Origin of the sequence: Mycobacterium sp. E1386, assembly GCF_001672745.1 — a bacterium.
In the GTDB taxonomy this organism is placed as follows: Bacteria; Actinomycetota; Actinomycetes; order Mycobacteriales; family Mycobacteriaceae; genus Mycobacterium.
Genome location: NZ_LZKH01000092.1, coordinates 1 through 24,658 on the forward strand (window position 1 = coordinate 1; position 24,658 = coordinate 24,658).

The window sequence follows — 24,658 nt, forward strand, 5'->3', positions numbered from 1 at the left end:
GGACCGCCCGGGCCGCCGCTACCGCCCGGGCCACCGCCGATGATGGCGCTGCAGCACGGACCACCACCGCCCCCGCCCCTACCGGATGTCAGCGCGACGGCCATGGTGCGTCCGTTGCCGGACGGCGCCCGGGTGATCCTGGTCGCCGACACGACCCAAACCACGCAGGTGACGCACCAGTTGCGGCTGCTGATGGTCGGGGCGGGCGTGGCGACGCTGGCTGTCGCCGCACTGTTGTTGGTGGCGGTCAGCCGGGTGGCGCTGCGCCCGCTGGACCGGTTGACGGCGGTGGCCAGGGCGGTGGGACATTCGGCCCGGGTTCCCATGGCGGCGGTGCCGGCGGGGGTGGAAAGGGCGGCGGGGCCACCGGACCGGCGACGGTATCGGGGCTGATGCCGCGGTCGCCGTAGGCGGCGCCGTCGGCGGTGACCAGCAGCGCGCGCACCCCGCCGCCGTTGAGTTCGGCGGCGAGCAGATCGGGTGAGGTGTGCGCGGCGTCCAGCGCCTCGGCGCGCGACGCCGCCGCGAGCAGCCGGTCGTGCAGGTTCCGGCGGGCGATGACGCCCAGGCTGACGTCGATGGTGACGCCGAGCACCACCAGCAGCAGGGCCAGCAGCGCCACCACCACGAGCGTCACCCGGCGCTGCAGGGAGGGGGTCCGCGTCGTCATGATCGCTGGGGTTGCAGCCGGTAGCCGATGCCGCGCACGGTGTGCAGTATCCGCGGCCCGTGGGCTTCGAGCTTGCGCCGCAAGCCGCTCACGTGCACTTGGACCAGGTTGGGGTCGTAGGCGTCGTACCCCCACACGGCGTTCAGGATCTGGCCGGCACTGACGATGCGGCCGCGCTGCTCCGCGAGGAAGGACAGCAGCCGCAGCTCGGTTGCCGTCAGGTCGAGGCGACAACCGTTGCGCGCGGCCACGCCGGCGTCGGCGTCGAGCATCAGGTCGCCGAGTTGAACGACTTTCGGCAGCCGTCCGCGCCGGCGCAACACCGCGCCGACCCGTGACACCAGTTCGGCCAGCTCGAACGGTTTGATCACATAGTCGTCGGCCCCGCCGTCCAGCCCGCGCAGCCGATCTTCCAGGCCGTCGCGAGCCGTGATCAGGACGATCCCGACATCGCCCCAGTCGCGGATGACATCGATGAGGTCGAAGCCATCGCGCCCCGGCAGCATGACGTCGAGCACCACCAGGTCCGGCCGCAGGCCGTCCAGCGCCTCCTCGAGCCCGTCGCCGTCACAGCGACCGACGGTGTGGTAGCCGACGTCGGTGAGCGCCTCGCTGACCATCTCGCGAATCGTCTCGGAGTCCTCGACCACCAGGACCCGGGGCGCGCCGACGCTGAAGTGGCCGGCGGCGGCCCGGGGTCCGTTCGTCATGCCTCCCATTGTCGGCGCACGTTCTGAAACCAACCTGAAGCGGTCGCGCGGACCCTTGGGTCACCGCAGCGACATGCCCGCTCCCCGGGCGGGGTCCTAGCAATGTCGCTGTGAGGCGGGCAGAACGCCGCGCACCTTCGCTGGTGACACGAGTGACTCACGGGACACAAGTTTCTTCAGGTCCACTTCAGTTCCGCCTCCTACCGTCCGGTGCCATGACCACAAACGATGAGATCGATACCCATCCACCCGCGCCGCCGCCGGCCGCCCATCCCCCACGCGAGCCCCGCCGGCACTCCACCGGCGTGGTGGTCGGAGTCGGGGTAGCTGGCGCGATGATCGGCGCGGCGGGCACCATCGCGGCGATCGCCTTCGCCTGGATAATCAGCGCCGGACCGCCCGGACCGCCCGGGCCGCCGCTACCGCCCGGGCCACCGCCGATGATGGCGCTGCAGCACGGACCGCCGCCGCCCCCGCCGATGGGCGGTCCGATGGGCGGTTTCGGGTTTGCGCCGCCGCCCGGCCCGCCCGGGCCGCCCGCGCCACCGCATGGACCCTGGCCTCCCGGTGAGACCTCCCCGCCGGGGCAACCGTCCCCGCACAGCTGACCGGTCCGCCGCCGTCACGATCCATCAAATCGTGGCGGCGGCGGCCGTCTCGCCCGCTGCCGCCGGCACCGCACGCCTGAGGTCAAAGGGCAGCGGCTGGCTGACCATGTAAACGTTCGTTTACAATTGTAAACGTGCATTCACCACTGCCGGACGACCGCACTGCCAGAGCGCGGATCCGGGACGAAGCGCTGAGACTGATCGCCGAGCGTGGCCCCGACGCGGTCACCCTGCGCGACATCGCGACCGCGGCGGGCGTCTCACCGGCCCTGCTCATCAGGCACTATGGCTCGAAGGACGGGCTGATCGAGGTCGTCGACAGTCACGTCGTCGCGACCTTCGAAGCGTTGCTGACCCGGATGACCGAGCAGACCGCCATGGTTGGGCTCGAGCCCACCGCGGTGCCGAGCCTGCTCGACGGCCTGGCCACCTACCTGCCCCCCGACTCGGCGATCCCGGCGTACCTGAGCCGGCTGTTGATCACCGGGGGCCGCGCGGGCTCGGCGTTGTTCGACCGGCTCTTCCGGCTCAGCCGCGCCACTCTGGACGCGATGGTTGCGGCCGGAACGGCCAGCCCCGGCGCGGACGCCGAGGCGCGCGCGGCGTTCCTACTCGTCAATGACCTCGCGGTGCTGACGCTGCGCCCCCGCCTGACCGAAGTCCTCGGCATGGATCCGCTCTCGGATGCGGGAATGCGGCGGTGGGCCGGCGAGGTGTTTGCGATCTATCGCGACGGACTCAGCAGCGGTTGACCGAGAAATGGAGGTAAAGGTGTCCAGCACAACCCTTTTCGCCAGCGCCGGCGCGCGCCTGCTGCGCTCGCGTCGACTCATGCGCGCACCCGTCTGGCTCTATAAGGCCCGCGCCGGCGCGCTGTTCGGCTCGCGCTTGCTGATGCTCGAGCACATTGGCCGCAAATCCGGCGCGCCGCGCTACGTGGTGCTGGAGGTGGTCGGTCACCCCGCACCGGAGACCTACGTCGTCGCCTCCGGTTTCGGCCGAAAGGCGCAGTGGTTCCGCAACATCGAGGCCAACCCGCGGGTCCGTGTCTACGCCGGCAGCCGCGCGCCCCGGCGCGCCATCGCGCGCATCCTCGACCAACAGGAGGCCGACCGCGCGCTGGCCGCCTACGTCAGCCGTCATCGCAAGGCCTGGGAACAGATGCGGCCGGTCCTGGAGGAAACGCTCGGGCTTCCGATCACCGAGACCGACACACCGCTGCCGCTGGTCGAGTTGCGCCTCGACTAGTTGCGGTCGGGCCCCTTCGCCGTCATCACGGCGAACGTGGCCAGGAACATCGCCGCGGGGAGGGCGTTGACGACCTTGTCGCGCACCCGGATGTGCGCGCCGAGCGCCAAGACGAAATAGACCGTCAGCATCAACGTCGTCACCCGCGCCAGGACGGGGAACCGGGTGACCGACAGCAGGCCCACGGCGGCTGCCCCCTTCACCGCCGGCAGCACCGGCCGAACGTTCTCCGGCAACCCGACGTCATCGAGAACCTTCCTGATGGGCGCCACCTGGACGCCGCACAAGACGGCGTCCACGGCGTGGAAGGCGCCGAGCGCCACGTAGGTCTTCGGCGAAGTGAAAAGGCTCATCGGGCAATCCTATTGGGCCAGTTGCGGCGGCGTGCCGTCCACCGGTTGGCGGGCGCTCGCTTCGGCCTTGGCCACCGCCTGGGCGATCGCGGGATCGGTCTCGGTGGAGAACCAGTCGGCGATCTCCGCGTCATCCGATTCGGCGGCGTGTTGAGGTGTGTCGTCGACCGGGGAGGGCTCGAACCGGAACACTCCGTCCTGACCCGGGGTGCCCAGCATTCTGGTGAACCCCTGCAGCGCCGCGTTGAAGTCGCTCGGCACCACCCACACCTTGTTGGCGTCACCGCGCGCCATCTCCGGGAGGGTCTGCAGGTACTGGTAGGCCAGCATCTCCGGGGTGGGCCTGCCGGCCTTGATCGCGGCGAACGTCTTCTCGATGGCCTTGGCCTGCCCCTGTGCCCGCAGGTACGCCGCGGCGCGCTCACCCTGCGCGCGCAGCATGCGGGACTGCCGGTCGGCCTCGGCGGCCAGGATCGCGGCCTGCTTGGCACCCTCGGCGGCCAGGATCTGCGCCTGCTTGGCGCCTTCGGCCTGTGTGATCGCGGCCTGCCGGTTCCCTTCGGCGGTGAGGATCATCGCCCGCTTCTCGCGGTCGGCCTTCATCTGCTTTTCCATCGACGCCTGGATGGACGGCGGCGGGTCGATGCTGCGCAACTCGACCCGGGCGACCCGCAGGCCCCACCGGCCGGTCGCCTCGTCGAGCACGCCGCGCAATTGACCGTTGATCTGATCGCGTGAGGTCAGCGTCTGCTCGAGCGTCATGCCGCCCACCACGTTGCGCAGAGTCGTGGTGGTGAGCTGCTCGACGCCGACGATGTAGTTGCTGATCTCGTAGACGGCCGCCTGCGGGACGGTGACCTGGAAGTAGACCACGGTGTCGATGTTGAGGGTCAGGTTGTCCTCGGTGATCACCGGCTGCGGCGGGAATGACACCACCCGCTCACGGAGGTCCACCCGCGCGCGGACCCGGTCGATGAACGGCACCAACAACGTCAACTGACCACTGACCGTCCGGCTGTATCGACCCAGCCGCTCGATCACCGCGGCCTCCGCCTGCGGTATCAGGGCCACCGACTTGGCGACCACGACAATGGCGAATATCACCAGGACGACCAACAACACCAAACCAGCAACCGCACCTTGCACGGCAGTTCCTTTCTCTACCAGGGTCTCTGGCGACGTCCTCGCACGGCCGTTATGGACCGCTCTTGAAGACCACCGCCGTGGCGCCGTCGATCTGCAAGACGGTCACCGACTCCCCCGGTTCGTAGACATCCCCCTCGTTGAGCGGACGCGCGGTCCACACCTCGCCGTCGAGCTTCACCCGCCCATCGTCGCGGGAGATCCGCTCGAGCACCAGCGCGTTTTTACCCTGCAGCGCCTCGATGCCCAGTTGCGTCGCGGGCGGGGGTGTCAGTCGTCGCCGCAGCGCGGGCCGGACCAGCACCAGCAACAGGACGGAGACGACGAGGAACACGATCCCGTCCGCCCAGCCGGGCCAGTCCGTCAGCCAGCTTGTGATTGCGGCGGCCAGCGCACCGCCGCCGAGCATCACCAAAAACATATGGCCGGTGAGCGCCTCCGCACCGGCAAGCACCAGCGCGAATATTAGCCAAAGCACCGCGGCGTGCATGCGGCCAGAATACGCGTGATCCGCCTTTGCCGGGCAAAACAACTACACTGCGGAATCGTGTGGTGTCCCAGTGTCTCGCTGTCCTTGTGGGCCAACGCCTGGCTCGCAGGCAAGGCCGCGCCCGACGACGTCTTGGACGCGTTATCGGTATGGGCGCCAAAGCAATCGGTCACCGCGTATGATGCGGTCGCCGCCGGTCACACCGGGCTGCCGTGGCCCGATGTGCACGACGCCGGAACGGTGACGCTGCTGCAGACGCTGCGCGCCGCGGTCGGCCGGTCGGCGCCCACTCCGGACGGCCCGGGCCGGTTGCGCGGGACGATCAACATGCTTTTGCCCGTGCCCGGCGACGTGCGCGGGCTTGCCCCGGGAACACAGTTCGAGCGCGACGCCCTGGCCGCGGGTGAGGCGATCATCATCGCCAACCCACACGATCCCGCCACCGCCGTCGGGCTGGTCCCCGAGTTCTCCTACGACGAAGAGCCGGAGGACTTCCCTGAACTGTGCGCATTGTCCTGGACGGTGTACTCGCTGCCGGGCGCGCCGGTTCTCGACCACTACGAGCTCGGCGACGCGGAATACCAACTGCGGTCGGCCGTGCGGTCGGCCGCCGACGCGCTTGGCGCCATCGGGCTGGGAACGGCCGCGGCCGACATCGACGATCCGCGGGGACTCGTCGAGCAATTGCTGGAATCCACACGGCAGCACCGGGTTCCCGAACACGCGCCGACCCGGGCGCTGCGGGTGCTGGAGAACGCGGCGCACGTCGACGCCATCATCGCGGTCAGCGCCGGACTCAGTCGATCACCCGACTCCCCCGAGCGGTTCACCGCTCCGGTCGTCGCCGGTCCGGAGCCGTTTGGCACCCAATCCTCTTCCGAGGCCCAAATCGCCAGCGACGCGCTGCGGCCGCTGACCGGAGTGGTGCGTTCGGCGCGGATGGCGGCCGTCACCGCGATCTTGCACTCGGCGTGGGGCTGACTAGCCGAATTCGGACGCGACGCAATGCGGCGGACGGCACGGCGCGCCGTCGACGCTGGCCAGACAACCGGGCACCGGGTCGGGGCCGGCCACCCGGGCCGGCTCCCGGCCGGTGCGCAGTTCATCGATGAGATCGGCGGCCAGCCGGGCGAATCGGCGATCGGCATTGGGTGTGGCGGCCCTGGCGAACACCAGCCCCGCCGCGTCGGCTTGGGCGCGCAACTCCTCGTCGAGATCCCAGACCACCTCGATGTGGTCGGCGACGAACCCGATCGGGCAGACGATGACGGCCTCGGTGCCCGCCGCGGCCAGCGCCGTGAGATGGTCCTCGACGCTGGGCTCCAGCCACGGCACCTGCGGTGGGCCCGAACGCGACTGCCAGGCCAGATCGAAATCGGAATAACCCGCCGCGGCCGCGACAAGCCTTGTGGCATAGGCGACTTGACGGCTGTAGAGCCTCGGGCCGAGGCGCTGGTCAGCGGCCACCGGAACCGAATGGGCGGTGAACACCAGGCGTGCGCCATCGGGCACGCTCCGCGCCGCGTCCGCGACGGCACCGGCGAACATCTCGACGAAGAGCGGGTGGTCGAAATATCGCCGCAGCTTGACCAGCTCGGGCGCGCCGGGTCCGGCGGCGCTGCGCGCCCGGGCGATGTCTTCGGTGTACTGCGTGCAGCCGGAGTAGCCGCTCCACGCCGACGTGGTGAACACCGCGGCCCGCCGAACACCGTTGTCGCGCATGGCCGCAACCGCGTCTTCGACGTAGGGATCCCAGTTGCGGTTGCCGAAGTAGATCGGTAGATCCAGTTCCGCCCGGAGCTCGGTGATCAGGGCGCGGTTGATCCCATTGATCGGTGACACCCCACCGAAATGCAGGTAGTGCTCTGCGACGTCGTCCAGGCGTTCGGGCGGCACGTTGCGCCCGCGGGTGACGTTCTCCAGGAACGGCCGCACCTGCTCGGGCCCCTCCGGCCCGCCGAAGGACAGCAGCAGGACGGCATCGAAATCCATTGCAGCCTAGAGTAACTGCGTGCTGGCGCCGCCGTCGGCGAAAATGATGGTGCCGGTGGTGGCCGGCAGCCAGTCCGAGAGCAGGGCGCACACCGTCTTGGCGACCGGTGTGGGGTCTTTCATGTTCCAGCCGATCGGCGCGCGCTGGTCCCAGCCCTCTTCCAGCAGCTGCATCTGGGCGCCGGCCTCCTCACCGAGCGCACCGCCGACGATCGCGCTCATCGCCAGCGTTCGGATGGGGCCCGCTGCAACGAGATTCGAGCGCACCCCGAACTTGCCCGCCTCGCGGGCGACGAACCGGTTGACCGATTCGAGCGCGCTCTTGGCCACCGTCATCCAGTTGTAGGCCGGCATGGCCCGGCTGGGGTCGAAGTCCATGCCGACGATGGACCCGCCGGGATTCATGATCGGCAACAGCGCCTTGGCCAGCGACGCATACGAATACGCGGAGATATGGATGCCCTTGGAGACGTCCTCATACGGCGCGTCGAAGAACGGGTTGATGCCCATCCCGGTCTGCGGCATGAAGCCGATCGAGTGCACCACGCCGTCCAGCTTGTTGCCCTCACCGATCTCGGCGGTGACCCGCTCGGCGAGGCTGTTGAGGTGCTCCTCGTTCTGCACGTCGAGTTCGATCAGCGGGGCCTTCTCCGGCAGCCGGTCGGCGATGCGCTGAATCAGGCGCAACCGGTCGAACCCGGTCAGCACCAACTGCGCTCCCGCCTCCTGGGCCGCCTTGGCGATGTGAAACGCGATCGACGAGTCGGTGATGATCCCGGAGACCAGAATCCGTTTGCCGTCGAGCAGTCCTGCCATGTCCGTCCTTAATGTCTTCGTGGTTGAACTCAGTGGCCCATGCCCATGCCGCCGTCGACCGGGATGACCGCGCCGGCGATGTAGCCCGCATCCTCGGATGCCAGGAAGCTGACCGCCCCGGCGACGTCCTCGGCGGTGCCGACCCGCTTGGCCGGGATGAATTCCAGTGCGCCCGCCTGGATCCGCTCGTCCAGCGCGCGGGTCATCTCGGTGTCGATGTAGCCGGGGGCGACCACGTTGGCGGTCACCCCGGCCTTGGACAGCTCCCGGGAGATCGAGCGGGCCATGCCGATCAGGCCGGCTTTGGCGGCCGCGTAGTTGGACTGGTTGCCGATGCCCCACATCCCGGACACCGATCCGATGAAGATGATGCGGCCGAACCGCTTGCGCTGCATGCTGCGCGACGCCCGCTGGGCCACGCGGAACGCCCCGGTGAGGTTGGCGTTGATGACCTCCTCGAAGCGATCCTCGGTCATTCGGATGAGGAAGGCGTCCTTGGAGATGCCGGCGTTGGACACCAGCACCTCGACCGGACCCTGGTGCTCCTCGACCTCTTTGAACGCGCGGTCGACCGCGTCGTTGTCGGTGACGTCGCACACCACGCCGAACAGCCCCTCGGGCGCCCCGGATCCGCGGTGCGTGACGGCGACCTTGTGGCCGTCGGCCGCCAGCCGCCGCGCGATCGCCAGACCGATTCCCCGGTTTCCGCCCGTCACCAGGACCGAACGGGATACGAATGCGGGTTTGCCGCCGTCGGCGGCACTTTCGGTGGTGTTCTCGGTGGCCGTGTCAGTCACCCCGTCAACCTAGCGCCTGGGCTTCGCGTGGTTGAAATCGCCTCGTCCGCGAGCGCAATGACACTGCGAAATTCTGGGCCGAAAATAGCAGTCTGACTACGCTCGCGCGCCGGGGCCGACGAGCAAACGGAACAACAACTACGTCGGCAGGCGGCGGTTGATGAGCAGCGCCGCCAGCGCCGCCAACGCCAACACCAACGCACCCAACCGCACCCAGCCCACGCTGGCGTCGCCTTTGATCGTCTCGTAGCCGATCTGCTGCTGCAGCGTCGCGTACACGTTTTTCAGCTCGGCCAAACTACCGGCGCTGTACCAGCTCCCGCCGGAGAGCTCGGCGACCTTCTTCATCGTGGAATCGTCGACGGGCACCGGCTGGCGCTGGTCATTGATCTCGACGAAGCCATACGGGGTGCCGAACGAAATCGTCGAGATGGGCACACCCTGGTCTTTGGCCGTGCGCGCGGCGGTGAACGCGCCCTTCGGGTTGTCCGGGTTGGTCGGCATCGTCTCCTTGCCGTCGGAGAACAACACGATGCGCGCCGGCGGCGGCTTGTCGCCTCCCCCGATCACCGCGCCCACCGTCGCGATGGCCTGCAAAGCGGTGAAGATGCCCTCGCCCGTGGCGGTGCGGTCGGCGAACTGCAGCTTGTCCAGCCCGTTCTTGGTCGCGTCCCGGTTGGTCGTCGGTTGCACCAGCACGGTGGCGGTCCCCGCATACTCGATCAGCCCCAGGTTGATGCCCGGGGTCAGCTCGTCGGCGAACTGCTTGGCCGCCTCCTGTGCGGCCGCCATCCGATTGGGCTGCACGTCGGTGGCTCGCATCGACTGCGACACGTCGATCACCAGCATCACCACCGCGCGGTTGCGCGGAATGCGGACGTCGTGCGTCGGCCCGGCCATCGCGATGGTGAACAACACCAGCGACGCCACCAGCAGCATCGCCGGGACATGCCGCCAGCGCGAAGGCCGTTGGGGCGCAACGCTTTCCAATAGCTCCATGTTGGCGAATCGCAGCATCCGCCGCTGTCGCGCCAGCTGCATGAGGACGTACATCGCGGCGAGCCCGGCGACGACGAGCAGGAACAGAAAGAACCACGAGTGTTCGAAGCCCGACAAGGACATCGGGCCGAGGAGCGGCAATGTCACTGCCGCCCCGCCAATGCACCGCGCCGGCGGGACTCGACGAACCGGACGATGTCGGCGATCCAATCGCGGTCGGTGCGCAGCGTCAGCACCGGGGCCCCGCAGCTGCGGATCGTGCGGGCCACCTCGGCGCGGTGCGCCGCGGCCGCCTTGGCGAAATCGTCACGCAGCTGCGCGTCGATGGTGAATTCGCGGGTCACGCCGGACTCGGCGTCCTGCAGCACGACGTCGCCGATGTCGGGCAGTTCGACGTCGCGCGGGTCGAGCACCTCGATGGCAAGCACCTCGTGCCGGGCCGCGATCGCCCGCAGCGGGCGCATCCAGTTGATCGGACCGAGGAAGTCGCTGATGATCACCGCCATGCCGCGGCGGCGTTCCGGGCGGCGCAACGCGTCGATGGCCATCGCCAGGTCGCCGCGCACCCCGACCGGGGCCCTGGGGGTGGTGGCGATGGTGCGCAGCAGCGTCTGCTCGTGCTGACGCCCGGAGCGCGCCGGAACCCGGACCATCGTCTCGCCGTTGGCGATCAGCGCGCCGAGCCGGTTGCCGCCGCCGCTGTTGAGGAACGTGATAGCGGCCGCGGCCGCGACGGCCAGGTCCCGCTTCTCGCACCCGACGGTGCCGAAGTCCAGGCTGGCCGACATGTCGACCACCATCCACGTCTCCAGCTCGCGGTCGGCGATCATCTGCCGGACGTGGGGGTGCATGGTGCGCGCGGTCACGGCCCAGTCCATCCGCCGTACGTCGTCGCCGGGCTGGTACTCGCGCGACTCCCCCGGCTCGGAACCCGGCCCGGGGATCAGGCCGAGGTGGTCGCCGTGCAGGACACCGTCGAGCTTGCGCTTGACCGTCAGCTCGAGTTGTCGCAGCGCCGCCGCCAGCTTCGGGTCGACGATCTGCCCGCGCTGCATCGACGGCGGGTGTGGCACCGCCGGCTGCTGGGGGTCCGTCACCGACCGCTGGCCGCGCCGGCGGCCTGCATCACCGGGGGCACCGACTGCCCCTGCTGCGGAACGGCATTGACCTGAGGCAGGGCAACCGTCTGCAGGACCCGGTTGATGACGATCTCCGGCGAGATCTCGTCGGCCAGCGCGTCGTAGGTGAGCACCAGGCGGTGCCGCAGCACGTCGGGAATGACGTCCACGACGTCCTGCGGGATCACGTAGTCGCGGCCGCGCACCAGCGCCAGCGACCGGGACGCGGCGATGATGCCCAGCGACGCACGCGGGGACGCACCGAACGAGATCCACGACTTGACGTCGTTCATCCCGAGCTGCTCGGGATGGCGGGTGGCCGTCACGACGCGCACCACGTAGTCGACCAGCGCGTGGTGGACGAAGTTGTTGGCCGCGATCTCCTGCAGGCGCAGCAGGTCGCCGGTGTTCAGGATCTGCTTGGGCTCCGGCGGCCGCACGCCCATCCGGTAGATGATCTCCCGCTCCTCTTCCGGCGACGGGTAGCCGACGTTGATCTTGAACAGGAAGCGGTCGCGCTGGGCCTCGGGCAGCGGGTACACGCCCTCGTGCTCGATCGGGTTCTGCGTTGCCATCACCAGAAACGGGTTGGGCAGGTCGAAGGTCTTGCCGCCGATCGAGACGTGGCGTTCTTGCATGACCTCCAGCAGCGCCGACTGCACCTTGGCCGGCGCGCGGTTGATCTCGTCGGCGAGCAGGAAGTTCACCACCACCGGGCCGAGCTCGGTGTCGAATTCTTCCTTGCCCTGCCGGTAGATGCGGGTACCGATGATGTCGGTGGGCACCAGGTCGGGGGTGAACTGGATGCGGGCGAATGTGCCGCCCACGACCTTGGCGAAGGTCTCGACGGCCAACGTCTTGGCCACGCCGGGGACACCCTCGAGCAACACGTGCCCCTTGGAGAGCAGACCGACCAGCATGCGCTCGACGAGCTGATCCTGCCCGACGATGATGCGCTTGACCTCGAAGATGGCGCGCTCCAGGGTGTGGACCTCGGCGGCCAGGCCGTTGCCGCCGCCGGACGGCGCGTCATGGGCCGGCGAGCCGGAAGGGCCACCCGGGCCCGAGTAACCGCTGGCGCCCGGAGGCGGCCCACCTGCTGCTGTCATCAATAACCCTCCACAGCTCAATCGGACACGACTGCTTGCACCACGACTGTCGTGGGGCCGCGACGTGCCCGCGTCCAACTATTCCAGGCCCGCCGGATTCCGTCGACGCTGGTGGTTCGCCCCCGGGATCCCGCCGGGCGAACACACCTGGATCAGTACTCGATGATCCTAGTCAGGAACGGCGTCATGCCGGGCTTGCGAACCGGGCTGATGGTCACCTTGCCGGCGAGGCTGGACGCCTCCAGCATCTGGCCGTTGCCCAGATACATGGTGACGTGCTGGCCGCCGTTCGGCCCGTAGAAGATCAGGTCACCGCGCCTGGCCTGGTCCTGCGGGATGTGCCGGCCCGCGTTGTACTGGTCGCCGGAGAACCGCGGGATCAGCACGCCGACCCCGGCGAAGCCGTAGCGCATCAGCCCCGAGCAGTCGAAGCCGTTGATGTTGGCGCCGTCGCCGACGCCCTTGCTGGGACCGTCCAGCGAGCCACCACCCCACGAGTACGGCACACCCATCTGGGAGCCCATCCGCTTGATCACGTACTCGATGGCCTGCCGGCCGTAGACCCGCGGGATCTTGCCGCCGGGATTGGTGGGGGTGGCCGCGGCCGGAGCCGGATCCCCCAGGATGTTGATTCCGAGGCCGCCCAGGAATTGCCTGCCCAGGTCCATCGTCGTTTGGGTGGCCTGCGCGGTGGCCTGCAGCGACGCATTGGCGACGGCGAGCGGATCACCAGGGGCGCCCGCGCTGATCGTCGCCGGCAGAGTCGGATCCCACGCGCCGCCGGGGTCGGCCGTGGCGGGGGTGGCCCCGGAAATGGCCGAAGACAACATCAGCCCGGTCACCACGGTGGTGATCCAGGCGAAGTTGATCAGACGAATCCGCTTGCGGCGCATGGCTCCCCGTTCAGTTCTCATTCGTTCACCACTCGATGTAGCGGACCACGTAGGGCGTCATACCGCTGGTGCGCACCGGCGCGACGCGGACTTTCAGACCGATGTCCGGAGCCTCGAGCATTTGGCCGTCACCGAGGTAGATCGTCACGTGCTGGCTGCCGCCGGGGCCGTAGAAGATGACGTCGCCGCGGCGCATCTGCGACGACGGGATCTTGCGGCCCAGGTTGTACTGCGAGCCCGAGTAGTGCGGCAGCTTGATGCCCACTCCGGCGAACGAATAGAGGACCAGGCCCGAACAGTCGAAGCCGGTGATGCCGGCCCCGGAGTCGATGCCCTTGCTCGGCCCGGCCGCGTTGCCGCCGCCCCAGGAGTAGGGCACGCCGATCTGCGACATCCCGCGCCGGATCACGTACTCGGTGGCCTGGCGCCCGTAGACCCGGGGGATCCGCCCGGACGTCCCGCCCGGGGCCGCGTTGGTGATGCCGGTGTCGTCGGGCTTGAGAATGCCGAGCTGCTGCAGGAAGTTGCGGCCCAGCCCGGCGGTGACCTGCGTCGAGGTCGCCGAGATGCCCAGCACCTGGTTGATGACCGCGATCGGGTCACCCGGGACGTTCGCGCTGGGAATCATCGGCAGGGTGGGGTCCCAGGCGCCGTCCCAGCGGCGGGCCCCGGCCTGCGGCGCGGGCGCGCCCGCTGAGCCGGTCTCCCACCGGTCGCCCGACGCCGGCGCAGCGGGTCCGCCGCCCGGGCCGGAAGCCCACTGCCGTTTGGCCGCTTCGAGTTTGGCCTGAGCCTCGTCGCGTTCGGCGGCCAGGCGAGCGATTTGGTCGCGCTGTTCGTCGAACTTGCGCTTGGAGTCGGTCAGCGCAGCCACCGCGGCGTCCTGGCTGCCCTTGGCGTCGGCCGCGGCCTTGTCGGCCTTCTGCTTGGCCAGCCGCGCCGCCGATTCCTTGTTCACCTGTTCGGTCCGCGCCCGCTGCAGCTTGGCCATCACCGTCCGGGAACTCGACGACAGCGTCTGGGCGGCGGCCTCGGTGGCGATGATGTCGTCCGGGCTGCTGGCGGTCAGGTAACCGCTCGACGGGCCATTCATATAGGTGGCCGCCGCGAATGTGTCGAAGCGCTGCTGCGCCGCGGCGATCGCGGCGTTGGCGTCCTTGACCGACTGCTGGCTGGTCTCGAGGTCGTGTTGGGCGGCGGCGGCGTTGTCCCGGGCGGTCTCGACGTCGACCAGGGCCTTGTTGACGCTCTCCTGTTCGGTCTGAATCTCGGCGCTCAGATTTTCCAGGCGTTGGTTGGCCTTCGCGACGTTGGCGATCAACCCGGCCAAGCTGTCCGCGGCGGGGTCACCGTGTGCCAGCCCGGGCGTGCAGAGCAGCAGGGCCACGCTCACGACCGACGGCACGACAGGCCGGGCCAGCCTTGAGGCCGGCCGCGCAGTGGAGCCCCGGCGTATGCGTCTCATTCGACTCAGGTCTCCTACGGCTCAACGCGACGGGCGGCGCCGACCACAGAGTTCGTCAAGGGCGCCAAAGACAACACCAGCATCATTTGCACCGTACGTCACACTATTAGGCGTGCAAACGCTCCACAGAAATCGCACTCTCTACGTGCGTTTAATGTGACCGAACGGTTATCTACCGGGTTTGCCGGGACGATGCCCCAGAGCCCGACCGACGGAGCCGGCCGGGGCGGATACGGGTGGCTAGGCCGTGTTGGTGGGCGTCACTTCCTGCGCCCCCGCCGAATCCTCCGCGGTTGCTGAGCGGCGGCTGCGCACCTGCAGCATTCGGGTCCCGACGGCCGCCGCGAACACGGCGAGCAACAGGAAGATGGTCAAGCCCGTCCAGGGAAACTCCGGGGCGCTCAGCTCGTTGACGAAGTGTTGCGCCGAGACCACCGGGTTACCCGTCTTGGCGATGTCCTCGCCGGCCTCCAGCGTGACGCGCGGGAACTGGGTGCTGTAGCTGCCGACGTAGCTCGGGCTCAGCGTCAAGACCGTCGAGTCGTGGTAGTCGGCGCCGACCACGGTGGAGATGTCGCGCAGCGGGGTGTCGTTCGGAGGGTTGTGATCGAGCAGCACGATCTTGAGGTTGATGCCCTTGGCATGGGCCTCGTCGACGATGTGCAGGAGACCCGGCATGTCCGCCGCCGGCGCGCTGACGCCGGTGGCGGCGACCTGCGCCTTGACCGCGGTCATGTCGACGTCTTGCGGGATGTAGACGGGTAGGACCGGATGCAAGGTCATGATGTCCCTCCTGCCCTTTGACGGCGAAAGCGCTACAGGCACCGTACGCGACTTCGTTTCGGGGGGTTTAAACCGTCGACTTACGCGACAAGACTGGGACTACGGGCGCCCCGCCGTAATGCAGGACAAGCGTACTGTTAAAGTAGCACCGCACCGCCGGCACGGCCCGTCGGCGGAAGAACTTAATCCCGGGAGTTGAAGTGACTAAAGAAGATTCTGTGAACTCATTCGGAGCACGCGACACCCTGAAGGTCGGCGACAAGAGTTATCAGATCTATCGTCTCGACGCCGTTCCCAACACCGAGAAACTCCCCTACAGCCTCAAAGTCCTCGCCGAGAACTTGCTGCGCAACGAGGACGGCAGCAACATCACCAAGGACCACATCGAGGCCATCGCGAACTGGGATCCCAAGGCGGAGCCCAGCATTGAGATCCAGTACACGCCCGCCCGCGTCGTGATGCAGGACTTCACCGGGGTGCCGTGCATCGTCGACTTGGCCACCATGCGCGAGGCCATCGGCGACCTGGGCGGCAAGGCGGAGAAGGTGAACCCGCTGGCGCCGGCCGACCTGGTGATCGACCACTCGGTGATCGCCGACCTGTTCGGCACCGCCGACGCCTTCGAGCGCAACGTCGAAATCGAGTACCAGCGCAACGGGGAGCGCTACCAGTTCTTGCGTTGGGGCCAAGGCGCTTTCCGCGACTTCAAGGTGGTGCCGCCGGGCACCGGCATCGTCCACCAGGTGAACATCGAATACCTGGCCAGCGTGGTGATGGACCGCGACGGCGTGGCCTACCCCGACACCTGCGTGGGCACCGACTCGCACACCACGATGGTCAACGGCCTGGGCGTGCTGGGCTGGGGCGTGGGCGGCATCGAAGCCGAGGCCGCGATGCTCGGTCAGCCGGTGTCGATGCTGATCCCGCGGGTCGTCGGGTTCAAGCTGACCGGTGAGATCCAGGCGGGCGTCACCGCCACCGACGTCGTGCTGACCGTCACCGAGATGCTCCGCAAGCACGGCGTGGTCGGCAAGTTCGTCGAGTTCTACGGCGAGGGCGTGGCCGAGGTGCCACTGGCCAACCGCGCCACCCTGGGCAACATGAGTCCCGAATTCGGCTCCACCGCAGCGATTTTCCCGATCGACGAGGAGACCATCTCCTACCTGCGGTTCACCGGCCGCAACGAAGAGCAACTCGCGCTGGTTGAGGCATACGCCAAAGAGCAGGGCATGTGGCACGACCCCAAGCACGAGCCGGCCTTCTCCGAATACCTCGAACTCAACCTGTCCGACGTGGTGCCCTCGATCGCCGGGCCGAAGCGTCCGCAGGACCGGATCGCGTTGTCGGAGGCCAAGTCCACCTTCCGCGGGCAGATCGGCGACTACGTCGGCGACGACCCCGACAAGAAGGAGTACTCCAAGCTCGACGAGGCGGTCGACGAGTCCTTCCCGGCCAGCGACCCCGGCGCGCTGGAGAACGGTCATGCCGACGACGCCCCGAAGTTCGAATCGGCTGCGGCACATGCCAAGGGCCGGGTGAGCAACCCGGTGCGGGTGCGCTCCGAAGACCGCGGGGAGTTCGAGCTCGACCACGGCGCGGTGGTGATCGCGGCCATCACGTCGTGCACCAACACCTCCAACCCCGAGGTGATGCTGGGTGCGGCGCTGCTGGCCCGCAACGCCGTAGAGAAGGGCCTGACGTCCAAGCCGTGGGTGAAGACGACCATGGCGCCAGGCTCGCAGGTGGTCCACGACTACTACGACAAGGCCGGCCTGTGGCCGTATTTGGAGAAGCTCGGCTTCTACCTCGTCGGCTACGGCTGCACCACGTGCATCGGTAATTCCGGTCCGCTGCCCGAGGAGATTTCCAAGGCGATCAACGACAACGACCTGTCGGTGTCGGCGGTGCTGTCCGGTAACCGCAACTTCGAGGGCCGGATCAACCCCGACGTGAAAATGAACTACCTGGCGTCCCCGCCGCTGGTGGTCGCCTACGCGTTGGCCGGGACCATGGACTTCGACTTCGAAAAGCAGCCGCTGGGCACCGACAAGGACGGCAACGACGTCTTCCTCAAGGACATCTGGCCGTCGCAGAAGGACGTGTCGGACACCATCGCCTCGGCGATCAGCCAGGAGATGTTCACCAAGAACTACGCCGACGTGTTCAAGGGCGACGAGCGCTGGCGCAACCTGCCCACCCCGAGCGGCAATACCTTTGAGTGGAACCAGGATTCGACCTACGTGCGTAAGCCCCCGTACTTCGAGGGGATGTCCGCCGACCCGGAACCGGTGAAAGACATCACCGGCGCCCGGGCGCTGGCGCTGCTCGGCGACTCGGTGACCACCGACCACATCTCCCCCGCCGGTGCCATCAAGCCGGGGACGCCCGCGGCGCAGTACCTCGACGAGCACGGCGTCGATCGCAAGGACTACAACTCCTTCGGCTCCCGGCGCGGCAACCACGAGGTGATGATTCGCGGCACCTTCGCCAACATCCGGCTGCGTAACCAACTGCTCGACGACGTTTCCGGCGGCTACACCCGCGACTTCACCCAGGACGGCGCCCCGCAGGCGTTCATCTATGACGCCGCGCAAAACTATGCGGCGCAGGACATTCCGCTGGTGGTGCTGGGCGGTAAAGAATACGGGTCCGGCTCCTCACGCGACTGGGCGGCCAAGGGCACGCTGCTGCTGGGCGTGCGGGCGGTGATCGCCGAGTCGTTCGAGCGCATCCACCGCTCCAACCTGATCGGCATGGGCGTGATCCCGCTGCAGTTCCCCGAAGGCAAGTCCGCCAAGGAGCTGGGGCTGGACGGCACCGAGGTGTTCGACATCACCGGCATCGAGGCGCTCAACGACGGCAAGACGCCAAAGACGGTGCGCGTCAAGGCCAGCAAGGACTCGGGCGACCCGGTCGAGTTCGACGCGGTGGTGCGCATCGACACCCCGGGAGAAGCCGACTACTACCGCAACGGCGGCATCCTGCAGTACGTGCTGCGCAACATGCTGAAGTCCGGCTAGTCCCCAGTCGTGCCCAAGGTAAGCGAGGGCCATCTGGCGGCGCGCCGCCGCCAGATCCTCGACGGTGCCCGCCGCTGCTTCGCCGAATACGGCTACGACAAGGCCACGGTGCGCCGGCTGGAACAGGCGATCGGGATGTCGCGCGGTGCGATCTTCCACCACTTCCGCGACAAGGATGCGCTGTTCTTCGCGCTGGCGCACGAGGATGCCGAGCGGATGGCCGACGTGGCGTCGCGCGCGGGCCTCATCCAGGTGATGCGCGACATGCTCGCCGCGCCCGACCAGTTCGACTGGCTGGCGACCAGGTTGGAGATCGCGCGCAAGCTGCGCAACGACCCGGAGTTCAGCCGCGGCTGGGCGGAGCGGTCCGCGGAATTGGCGGCGGCGACGACCGATCGGTTGCGCCGGCAGAAGGAGGCGCACCGGGTGCGCGACGACGTTCCCGGGGACGTTTTGCAGTGCTACCTGGAGTTGGTGCTCGACGGCCTGGTGGCCCGGCTGGCGTCAGGCGAAGATCCGCGCCGGTTGTCCGCCGTGCTCGACCTGGTGGAGAATTCGGTGCGCCGCAACGACTCTGGGCCGCAGGTGTAGCGCCACTGCGAACAAGGGGACGTGATTTCGCAGTGACGCTATACCCGGGCTGATCGCGAGGTGTGGTTGGGCCCGCCCCGGCCGCGCATCGTGGCACCGGCCTGCAGCAGCATGCTGTGTACCGATCCGTACGACCTGCCGGTGGACGCGGCCAGCGTGCGGATGCTGGCCCCGCCCTCATAGGCGCTGCGCAGCTCGAACAGCAACTGTTCGCGGGTCTGCTTCGACCTTTGCGGTGTCGTTTTCATGGATGCCCTCCGCGCCCGAACACGATCGACAAGCACCCAGAGTAAGAACCCGCCGTCGGCCGCGGGCGGAATTGGCGAAAAGCACCCAGAAGTCAGGCGAGCTCGATCAGGTCCCGGTATTCGTCGGACCAGAAATCCTCGGTGCCGTCGGGCAGCAGCACAACGCGCTGCGGGTCGAGGGCTTCGGCGGCACCGGGGTCGTGCGTCACCAGCACCACCGCACCCTGGTAGCTGCGCAGCGCGTCCAGCACCTGTTCGCGCGAGGCGGGATCGAGGTTGTTCGTCGGCTCGTCGAGCAGCAGGACGTTCGCCGTGGACGCCACCAGGCCCGCGAGCGCGAGCCGGGTTTTCTCGCCGCCCGACAGGGTGCCCGCCGGCTGGTCGAGCTGGGGCCCGCTGAACATGAACGCGCCGAGCAGGCCGCGCAGGTCCTGCTCGCCCGTGTCGGGAGCGGCGTGCCGGATGTTCTCCCAGACGCTCGCGTCGTTGTCGAGGGTGTCGTGCTCCTGCGCGAAATAACCCATGCGCAAACCGTGTCCGGGCTCCAGCCCGCCGGTGTCGGGTTTCTCGGTGCCGGCCAGCAGCCGCAGCAGCGTGGTCTTGCCAGCCCCGTTGAGTCCCAGCACCACCACCCGCGAGCCGCGGTCGATGGCCAGATCGACACCGCTGAACACCTCCAGCGACCCGTATGACTTGCTCAGCCCCTTGGCGACCAGCGGGGTGCGCCCGCACGGGGCGGGAGTGGGGAACTTGATGCGGGCCACCTTGTCGGCGACCCGCTCCTCGTCGAGCGCGGCCATCATCCGGTCGGCGCGGCGCAGCATATTCTGTGCCGCAACGGCTTTGGTGGCCTTGGCGCCCAGCTTGGCGGCTTGCGTGCGCAAGGCGGCGGCCTTGCGTTCGGCGTTGGCGCGTTCGCGACGGCGCCGCTGTTCGTCGGTGGCCCGGGCGTCCAGGTACTTCTGCCAGCCCATGTTGTAGACGTCGACCTCGCCGCGCACGGCGTCCAGGAACCACACCCGGTTCACCACATCGGCGAGCAGCTCGACGTTGTGGCTGATGATGACCAGGCCTCCGGTGTGCGACCGCAGGAAATCGCGCAGCCAGCCAACCGAATCCGCGTCCAGGTGGTTGGTCGGCTCGTCGAGCAGCAGGGTGGTCGACGAGCCCGCCCCGGTGTCGGACGCGGCGAACAGGATGCGCGCGAGCTCCACCCGGCGGCGCTGCCCGCCGGACAGCGTGCGCAGCTTCTGCGTCAGCACCCGGTCCGGCAGTCCGAGGCTGGCGCAGATGCGGCTGGCCTCGCTCTCGGCGCCGTAGCCGCCCAACGCGACGAACCGCTCCTCCAGCTGTCCGTAGCGGCGGATGGCGCGGTCGCGGGCGTCGTCGTCGGCGACCTCGGCCATCAATGCCTGCTGCTTTTCCAGATCGGTGAGCAGGACATCCAGGCCGCGGGCCGACAGGACGCGGTCGCGGGCCAGCACCTCGAGGTCGCCTTCTTTGGGATCCTGTGGCAGATAACCGATTTCACCGGCGCGTGCGACGGCTCCTGCGTACGGCTCGGTTTCCCCCGCCAGGATGCGCAGGGTCGTCGTCTTGCCCGCACCGTTGCGGCCGACCAGCCCGATGCGGTCGCCGGGCTGCACGCGCAGGTCCGGGCCGTCGGGTGAGAGCAGGATGCGCGCCCCAGCGCGGACCTCGAGGTCCGTGGCCGTGATCACATCTTCTCCCTAATGCTTGCGGCTATTTGTCGTCGGTGAATACCGGCGGGCGTCGTTCGGCGCGCGCGGCAACCGCTTCTTCGAAGTTGGCGGTGAGCAAACGAACGAACAGCTGACCCAAGCCTTCGGCTTGCATGTGCCCTTCCAGGCTACCGGCGTCTAGTCCACTCCACAGTGTGCGCTTGGTCAACTCGATTCCCGGCCGTGAGAACGCCGCTATGCGCGCGGCGATGGCGTAGCAGGTGTCGAGCAGCTGCTCGTCGGGCACCTGGCACGACACCAGACCGATGCGCTCGGCCTCCTCCGCGGTGACGTCGCGGCCGGTCAGCATGATTTCGAACGCCCGCGACGAGCCGATGGCCCGGGGCAACAGGTAGCTCAGCCCCAGCTCGCTGGCGGTCAGGCCGTTGTTGATGCCGGCGGCGCGAAAGTACGCGCCGGTCGACGCGACCCGGATGTCGGCGGCCAGCGCCAGACACAGGCCGCCGCCGATGGCCGGGCCGTTCACGGCGGCGATCACCGGCTGATGCAGGCGCCGCAGCCCCAGGATGACCTCGTCGAGGATCTCCATCGAACGCAGCGCGTAGGTCGGGCGGGTCAGCCCCTCGACGTGGGGCACCGAGCCCGCGGACTTGTGGTCGGCGCCCGAGGAGAACCCCCGGCCCGCCCCGGTCAGCACGACCACGCGCACCGAATTGTCGTACCTGACCTTCTCCAGGGCCTCTTTGAGCGGCACCATGACGTCGAACGCCATGGAGTTCATCCGCTCGGGCCGATTGAGGGTTATCAGCGCGACGCCGGGCCGCGGGTGCTCTACCAGTACCAGACTCACCCAAGCAACCTAGCGCGTAGGCCACCCTGCCTGCGCCGCGATGTGGGGGCTATTCGCCTTGACCGGCCTGGGCCGCGTCGACGTCGAACGCCTTGATTTGCTGCACCAGGTCTTCGAGAGCGGCCGGCGGCAGCGCCCCGGCCTGGTTGAAGAGCAGCTTGCCCTTCTTGAAGGCCATCAGCGTGGGGATGGAGCGGATCTGGGCGGCCGCGGCCAGCTGCTGCTCGGCCTCGGTGTCGACCTTGGCGTGCACGATGTCGGGGTGCTTCTCTGCGGACGCCTGGAAGGTGGGTCCGAACTGGCGGCACGGCCCGCACCAGGACGCCCAGAAATCGACGAGCACGATGTCGTTGCCCTCGATGGTTTCGTTGAACTTCTCAGCGGTGAGATCCAGTGTTGTCACATTTGCTCCAACGCCGGACCGCGACGTGGTGTTCCCGGGCTACCGCAGGGCCGAGGTTCGTCCCGACGACATCGACGCGTTACCGGGCCGCGGCCCACCGTAGGTTACGGTTGCGTACGTTTTCCCACGTCGGACACACTGATGCGGACGATTCGCCGCCTCAGGGACCAGTGAGGAAATCGCGTTGGGCCACTACATCGCTAACGTCCGTGATCTCGAGTTCAATCTGTTCGAAGTGCTCGACGTGGGAGCTGTGCTGGGCTCCGGAAGCTATAGCGACCTCGACGTGGAAACGGCGCGAACGATCCTGGCCGAAGCCGCCCGCCTGGCGGAGGGCCCGGTGGCCGAATCCTTCGCGTTCGCCGACCGCAACCCGCCGGTCTTCGACCCCGCCGAGCACACGATCAGCGTGCCGGACGAGTTGGTGAAGACCGTGCAGGTGATCAAGGAGGCCGGCTGGTGGCGGCTGATGCTCGACGAAGAGATCGGCGGCATGGCCGCACCGCCACCGCTGGCGTGGGCGGTCAACGAAATGATCATCTGCGCGAACCCTTCCGCCAACTTCTTCTGCCTCGGCCCGTTGATGGCCCAGGCGCTGTACGTCGAGGGCAACGAGGAACAGCGGCGCTGGGCGGCGGAGGGCGTGGAGCGCGGCTGGGCGGCCACCATGGTGCTCACCGAGCCCGACGCGGGCTCCGACGTCGGCGCCGGTCGGGCGAAGGCCATCGCACAGCCCGACGGCACCTGGCACATCGAGGGCGTCAAGCGGTTCATCTCCGGCGGCGACGTGGGCGACACCGCCGAAAACATCTTTCACCTGGTACTGGCCCGGCCGGAGGGCGCCGGCCCGGGCACCAAGGGGCTCAGCCTGTTCTACGTCCCGCAATTCCTGTTCGACCCGGAAACGTTCGAGATCGGCGCGCGCAACGGGGTCTTCGCCACCGGGCTGGAACACAAGATGGGGATCAAGTCCTCCCCGACATGCGAATTGACCTTCGGCGCAACGGATTTGCCCGCTGTCGGTTACCTGGTCGGCGACGTGCACAACGGGATCGCGCAGATGTTCACCGTGATCGAGCACGCGCGCATGACGATTGGAGTGAAGGCCGCCGGCACCCTGTCCACGGGCTACCTCAACGCGCTGGCGTTCGCCAAGGAGCGGGTGCAGGGCGCGGATCTGACGCAGATGTCCGACAAGACCGCGCCGCGGGTCACCATCATCCATCACCCCGACGTGCGCCGCAGCCTGATGACGCAGAAGGCCTACGCCGAGGGTCTGCGGGCGCTGTACCTGTATGCCGCCGCGCATCAGGATGATGCTGTGGCGCAGCATGTTTCGGGAGCGGACCATCAGATGGCGCACCGCGTCGACGACTTACTGCTGCCGATCGTGAAGGGCGTGAGCTCCGAACGGGCCTACGAAGTGCTGACCGAGTCACTGCAGACGCTGGGCGGTTCGGGCTTCCTGCAGGACTATCCCCTCGAGCAATACATCCGCGACTCCAAGATCGATTCGCTCTACGAGGGCACCACCGCAATCCAGGCGCTGGACTTCTTCTTCCGCAAGATCGTTCGCGACCGCGGCGAGGCCCTGCAGTTCGTGACGGCTCAGATCACCGAGACCATCGATGGCTGCGACGAGGCCCTCGAGCCGCAGGCCCAACTGCTGCAGACCGCGCTCGACGAGGTGATGGCGATGACGGGCGCGTTGACCGGATACCTGATGTCCGCCGCCCAACATCCGGGCGAGATCTACAAAGTGGGCCTCGGATCGGTGCGCTACCTGCTCGCGGTGGGCGATCTGCTCATCGGCTGGCGATTGCTGGTGCAGGCGGGTGTCGCGCACGCGGCGTTGGCCGACGCGGCGCCGACCGACGCCGCCTTCTATCGCGGCAAGGTGGCGACCGCGGCGTTCTTCGCCAAGAACATGCTTCCGAAGCTCACGTCCCTGCGCAAAGTCATCGAGTCCATTGACGGCGAGATCATGCGCGTTCCGGAACAGGCGTTCTGACCGCCCCGCCATTACACACAGGTTAGCTACAGCTTCGACGGGTAATACCCATTCCGTTGCGTCCAACCACGATTGGAGAACGTTGATGTCTGCCAGCTGTCCAACCTCCCGGCGCACCCGGTTCGCCGTCCTCGCGGTCACCGGGGTCGCCGCGTTGTCCGTCGCCGCGTGCAGCTCGTCCAACAAAGCGGGCCCGAGCACGTCGACCTCGACGTCCACCTCGGTGGTGACCTCGACGACCACGTCGCCCGCCCCGGCCAGCGGCGAAGCCCGGCTCAGCGGCCTGATCGCGTCGGTGGCGGGCAACTCCGTCCAGGTGACCAAGGAAGACAACTCCACCGCCGCGGTGAACTTCACCTCGACCACCAAGGTCACCGAGACCACCCCCGCCGCGCTGACCGACGTGACCTCCGGCAGCTGCGTGACCGTGCGGCCCACCCAGGAAACCCAGGGCGGCCAGCCCGTCACGGCGGCGTCCGTGAAGGTCAGCCCCTCGGTCAACGGCGCCTGCCCGGCCAAGCCGGCGGGTCAGGGCTCCGGCCCGGGTTCCTCCACCCCGCCGCCCCCGGGCTCGCAGCGCCGCGGCGAACGCAGTTATTACGGCGGGTCTAGGACTACAACGCTGAAAGGTGCATCAA

General features: G+C 68.3%; 25 protein-coding genes and 1 pseudogene. 8 read left to right on the forward strand and 18 right to left on the reverse strand.

The window, feature by feature from the left end; genetic code table 11:
* Positions 1 to 253 precede the first annotated feature (253 nt).
* Together A5709_RS10555 and A5709_RS10560 are read right to left on the reverse strand one after the other, a co-directional pair.
* Positions 254 to 670, reverse strand: a pseudogene (locus tag A5709_RS10555) (two-component sensor histidine kinase); the annotation flags it as partial.
* The gene (locus tag A5709_RS10560) at positions 667 to 1,380 is read right to left on the reverse strand and encodes a response regulator transcription factor (protein WP_369806136.1); all 714 of its coding nucleotides are present in this window, start codon (positions 1,378 to 1,380) and stop codon (positions 667 to 669) included. The pseudogene A5709_RS10555 and the gene A5709_RS10560, both read right to left, overlap by 4 nt.
* A gap of 215 nt (positions 1,381 to 1,595) precedes the next feature.
* Between A5709_RS10560 and A5709_RS27410 the strand changes: the two genes are divergently transcribed.
* From A5709_RS27410 to A5709_RS10570, 3 genes are all read left to right on the forward strand, one after another.
* Positions 1,596 to 1,988, forward strand: coding sequence for a hypothetical protein (locus A5709_RS27410; protein WP_082973836.1), 393 nt, complete (start codon positions 1,596 to 1,598; stop codon positions 1,986 to 1,988).
* A gap of 134 nt (positions 1,989 to 2,122) precedes the next feature.
* Complete coding sequence (locus A5709_RS10565; protein ID WP_068119792.1) at positions 2,123 to 2,740, forward strand: TetR/AcrR family transcriptional regulator; 618 nt, start codon at positions 2,123 to 2,125, stop codon at positions 2,738 to 2,740.
* A gap of 79 nt (positions 2,741 to 2,819) precedes the next feature.
* A complete protein-coding gene (locus tag A5709_RS10570; protein ID WP_082975651.1) occupies positions 2,820 to 3,236 on the forward strand; it encodes a nitroreductase family deazaflavin-dependent oxidoreductase in 417 nt (138 codons plus the stop codon).
* Here A5709_RS10570 and A5709_RS10575 read toward each other — a convergent pair.
* The 3 genes from A5709_RS10575 to A5709_RS10585 are packed head-to-tail and all read right to left on the reverse strand — an operon-like array spanning position 3,233 to position 5,222.
* The gene (locus A5709_RS10575) at positions 3,233 to 3,589 is read right to left on the reverse strand and encodes a DoxX family protein (RefSeq protein WP_067944555.1); all 357 of its coding nucleotides are present in this window, start codon (positions 3,587 to 3,589) and stop codon (positions 3,233 to 3,235) included. The two genes, A5709_RS10570 and A5709_RS10575, sit on opposite strands and share 4 nt — an antisense overlap.
* 9 nt (positions 3,590 to 3,598) lie before the next feature.
* Positions 3,599 to 4,735, reverse strand: a complete 1,137-nt coding sequence (locus tag A5709_RS10580) for an SPFH domain-containing protein (protein WP_067944556.1) — start codon at positions 4,733 to 4,735, stop codon at positions 3,599 to 3,601.
* A 49-nt stretch (positions 4,736 to 4,784) separates the two neighbouring features.
* Positions 4,785 to 5,222, reverse strand: coding sequence for an NfeD family protein (locus A5709_RS10585; protein WP_067944557.1), 438 nt, complete (start codon positions 5,220 to 5,222; stop codon positions 4,785 to 4,787).
* Between the two features lie 57 nt (positions 5,223 to 5,279).
* Between A5709_RS10585 and A5709_RS10590 the strand changes: the two genes are divergently transcribed.
* Positions 5,280 to 6,203 (forward strand): hypothetical protein, encoded by a 924-nt coding sequence (locus A5709_RS10590; RefSeq protein WP_067944558.1) that lies wholly within the window; start codon positions 5,280 to 5,282, stop codon positions 6,201 to 6,203.
* On the opposite strand, the gene A5709_RS10595 is transcribed toward A5709_RS10590, so the two are convergent.
* The 9 genes from A5709_RS10595 to A5709_RS10635 all read right to left on the reverse strand — a co-directional run bounded on the left by A5709_RS10595 (position 6,204) and on the right by A5709_RS10635 (position 15,194).
* The gene (locus A5709_RS10595; protein ID WP_068119797.1) at positions 6,204 to 7,214 is read right to left on the reverse strand and encodes a ferrochelatase; all 1,011 of its coding nucleotides are present in this window, start codon (positions 7,212 to 7,214) and stop codon (positions 6,204 to 6,206) included.
* Positions 7,215 to 7,220: 6 nt separating this feature from the next.
* Positions 7,221 to 8,030: an NADH-dependent enoyl-ACP reductase InhA gene (inhA, locus tag A5709_RS10600; protein WP_066958259.1), complete on the reverse strand. Its 810-nt coding sequence runs from the start codon at positions 8,028 to 8,030 to the stop codon at positions 7,221 to 7,223.
* Positions 8,031 to 8,059: 29 nt separating this feature from the next.
* Positions 8,060 to 8,827 carry a 3-oxoacyl-ACP reductase FabG1 gene (fabG1, locus tag A5709_RS10605; protein ID WP_068011873.1) on the reverse strand — a complete coding sequence of 256 codons (768 nt, stop codon included), beginning with the start codon at positions 8,825 to 8,827 and terminating at the stop codon, positions 8,060 to 8,062.
* Positions 8,828 to 8,965: 138 nt separating this feature from the next.
* The gene (locus tag A5709_RS10610; RefSeq protein ID WP_067944561.1) at positions 8,966 to 9,973 is read right to left on the reverse strand and encodes a VWA domain-containing protein; all 1,008 of its coding nucleotides are present in this window, start codon (positions 9,971 to 9,973) and stop codon (positions 8,966 to 8,968) included.
* Complete coding sequence (locus A5709_RS10615) at positions 9,970 to 10,881, reverse strand: DUF58 domain-containing protein (protein WP_067741820.1); 912 nt, start codon at positions 10,879 to 10,881, stop codon at positions 9,970 to 9,972. Before A5709_RS10615 ends, A5709_RS10610 begins: the two co-directional genes overlap by 4 nt.
* A 38-nt stretch (positions 10,882 to 10,919) precedes the next feature.
* Positions 10,920 to 12,053, reverse strand: a complete 1,134-nt coding sequence (locus A5709_RS10620) for a MoxR family ATPase (RefSeq protein WP_067944562.1) — start codon at positions 12,051 to 12,053, stop codon at positions 10,920 to 10,922.
* Between the two features lie 152 nt (positions 12,054 to 12,205).
* Positions 12,206 to 12,946 carry an NlpC/P60 family peptidoglycan endopeptidase RipB gene (ripB, locus tag A5709_RS10625; RefSeq protein WP_067944563.1) on the reverse strand — a complete coding sequence of 247 codons (741 nt, stop codon included), beginning with the start codon at positions 12,944 to 12,946 and terminating at the stop codon, positions 12,206 to 12,208.
* Positions 12,947 to 12,971: 25 nt separating this feature from the next.
* Positions 12,972 to 14,411: an NlpC/P60 family peptidoglycan endopeptidase RipA gene (gene ripA, locus A5709_RS10630; protein WP_068011874.1), complete on the reverse strand. Its 1,440-nt coding sequence runs from the start codon at positions 14,409 to 14,411 to the stop codon at positions 12,972 to 12,974.
* Between the two features lie 240 nt (positions 14,412 to 14,651).
* Complete coding sequence (locus A5709_RS10635; protein WP_068011875.1) at positions 14,652 to 15,194, reverse strand: DUF6676 family protein; 543 nt, start codon at positions 15,192 to 15,194, stop codon at positions 14,652 to 14,654.
* A 200-nt stretch (positions 15,195 to 15,394) separates the two neighbouring features.
* On the opposite strand from A5709_RS10635, the gene A5709_RS10640 reads away from it, so the two are divergent.
* Together A5709_RS10640 and A5709_RS10645 are read left to right on the forward strand one after the other, a co-directional pair.
* A complete protein-coding gene (locus tag A5709_RS10640) occupies positions 15,395 to 18,214 on the forward strand; it encodes an aconitate hydratase (RefSeq protein WP_197520114.1) in 2,820 nt (939 codons plus the stop codon).
* Positions 18,215 to 18,223: 9 nt separating this feature from the next.
* The gene (locus A5709_RS10645) at positions 18,224 to 18,805 is read left to right on the forward strand and encodes a TetR/AcrR family transcriptional regulator (RefSeq protein WP_068011876.1); all 582 of its coding nucleotides are present in this window, start codon (positions 18,224 to 18,226) and stop codon (positions 18,803 to 18,805) included.
* 38 nt (positions 18,806 to 18,843) lie between these two features.
* On the opposite strand, the gene A5709_RS10650 is transcribed toward A5709_RS10645, so the two are convergent.
* The 4 genes from A5709_RS10650 to trxA all read right to left on the reverse strand — a co-directional run bounded on the left by A5709_RS10650 (position 18,844) and on the right by trxA (position 22,009).
* Positions 18,844 to 19,053 carry a helix-turn-helix domain-containing protein gene (locus A5709_RS10650; protein WP_068119801.1) on the reverse strand — a complete coding sequence of 70 codons (210 nt, stop codon included), beginning with the start codon at positions 19,051 to 19,053 and terminating at the stop codon, positions 18,844 to 18,846.
* Positions 19,054 to 19,145: 92 nt separating this feature from the next.
* Positions 19,146 to 20,774 (reverse strand): ABC-F family ATP-binding cassette domain-containing protein, encoded by a 1,629-nt coding sequence (locus A5709_RS10655; RefSeq protein WP_067944569.1) that lies wholly within the window; start codon positions 20,772 to 20,774, stop codon positions 19,146 to 19,148.
* A gap of 22 nt (positions 20,775 to 20,796) precedes the next feature.
* On the reverse strand, positions 20,797 to 21,606 hold the full coding sequence (locus A5709_RS10660) for an enoyl-CoA hydratase (protein ID WP_068119803.1): 810 nt from the start codon (positions 21,604 to 21,606) through the stop codon (positions 20,797 to 20,799).
* Between the two features lie 49 nt (positions 21,607 to 21,655).
* Complete coding sequence (gene trxA, locus A5709_RS10665; RefSeq protein WP_067275529.1) at positions 21,656 to 22,009, reverse strand: thioredoxin; 354 nt, start codon at positions 22,007 to 22,009, stop codon at positions 21,656 to 21,658.
* A 184-nt stretch (positions 22,010 to 22,193) separates the two neighbouring features.
* On the opposite strand from trxA, the gene A5709_RS10670 reads away from it, so the two are divergent.
* Both A5709_RS10670 and A5709_RS28805 read left to right on the forward strand, forming a co-directional pair.
* Positions 22,194 to 24,020, forward strand: a complete 1,827-nt coding sequence (locus A5709_RS10670; RefSeq protein WP_068011880.1) for an acyl-CoA dehydrogenase — start codon at positions 22,194 to 22,196, stop codon at positions 24,018 to 24,020.
* An 85-nt stretch (positions 24,021 to 24,105) separates the two neighbouring features.
* Positions 24,106 to 24,658 (forward strand): hypothetical protein (locus tag A5709_RS28805; RefSeq protein WP_231986952.1); only part of this gene is annotated, 553 nt, incomplete at its 3' end.

Excerpts from the sequence above, each read along its gene's own strand:
- A5709_RS10560 (WP_369806136.1), bottom strand. The coding sequence starts at position 1,380 with ATGACGAACGGACCCCGGGCCGCCGCCGGCCACTTCAGCGTCGGCGCG.
- A5709_RS27410 (WP_082973836.1), top strand. The coding sequence starts at position 1,596 with ATGACCACAAACGATGAGATCGATACCCATCCACCCGCGCCGCCGCCG.
- A5709_RS10570 (WP_082975651.1), top strand. The coding sequence starts at position 2,820 with ATGCGCGCACCCGTCTGGCTCTATAAGGCCCGCGCCGGCGCGCTGTTC.
- A5709_RS10575 (WP_067944555.1), bottom strand. The coding sequence starts at position 3,589 with ATGAGCCTTTTCACTTCGCCGAAGACCTACGTGGCGCTCGGCGCCTTC.
- A5709_RS10585 (WP_067944557.1), bottom strand. The coding sequence starts at position 5,222 with ATGCACGCCGCGGTGCTTTGGCTAATATTCGCGCTGGTGCTTGCCGGT.
- A5709_RS10595 (WP_068119797.1), bottom strand. The coding sequence starts at position 7,214 with ATGGATTTCGATGCCGTCCTGCTGCTGTCCTTCGGCGGGCCGGAGGGG.
- inhA (WP_066958259.1), bottom strand. The coding sequence starts at position 8,030 with ATGGCAGGACTGCTCGACGGCAAACGGATTCTGGTCTCCGGGATCATC.
- A5709_RS10615 (WP_067741820.1), bottom strand. The coding sequence starts at position 10,881 with ATGCAGCGCGGGCAGATCGTCGACCCGAAGCTGGCGGCGGCGCTGCGA.
- A5709_RS10620 (WP_067944562.1), bottom strand. The coding sequence starts at position 12,053 with ATGACAGCAGCAGGTGGGCCGCCTCCGGGCGCCAGCGGTTACTCGGGC.
- ripB (WP_067944563.1), bottom strand. The coding sequence starts at position 12,946 with ATGCGCCGCAAGCGGATTCGTCTGATCAACTTCGCCTGGATCACCACC.
- ripA (WP_068011874.1), bottom strand. The coding sequence starts at position 14,411 with ATGAGACGCATACGCCGGGGCTCCACTGCGCGGCCGGCCTCAAGGCTG.
- A5709_RS10635 (WP_068011875.1), bottom strand. The coding sequence starts at position 15,194 with ATGACCTTGCATCCGGTCCTACCCGTCTACATCCCGCAAGACGTCGAC.
- A5709_RS10650 (WP_068119801.1), bottom strand. The coding sequence starts at position 19,053 with ATGAAAACGACACCGCAAAGGTCGAAGCAGACCCGCGAACAGTTGCTG.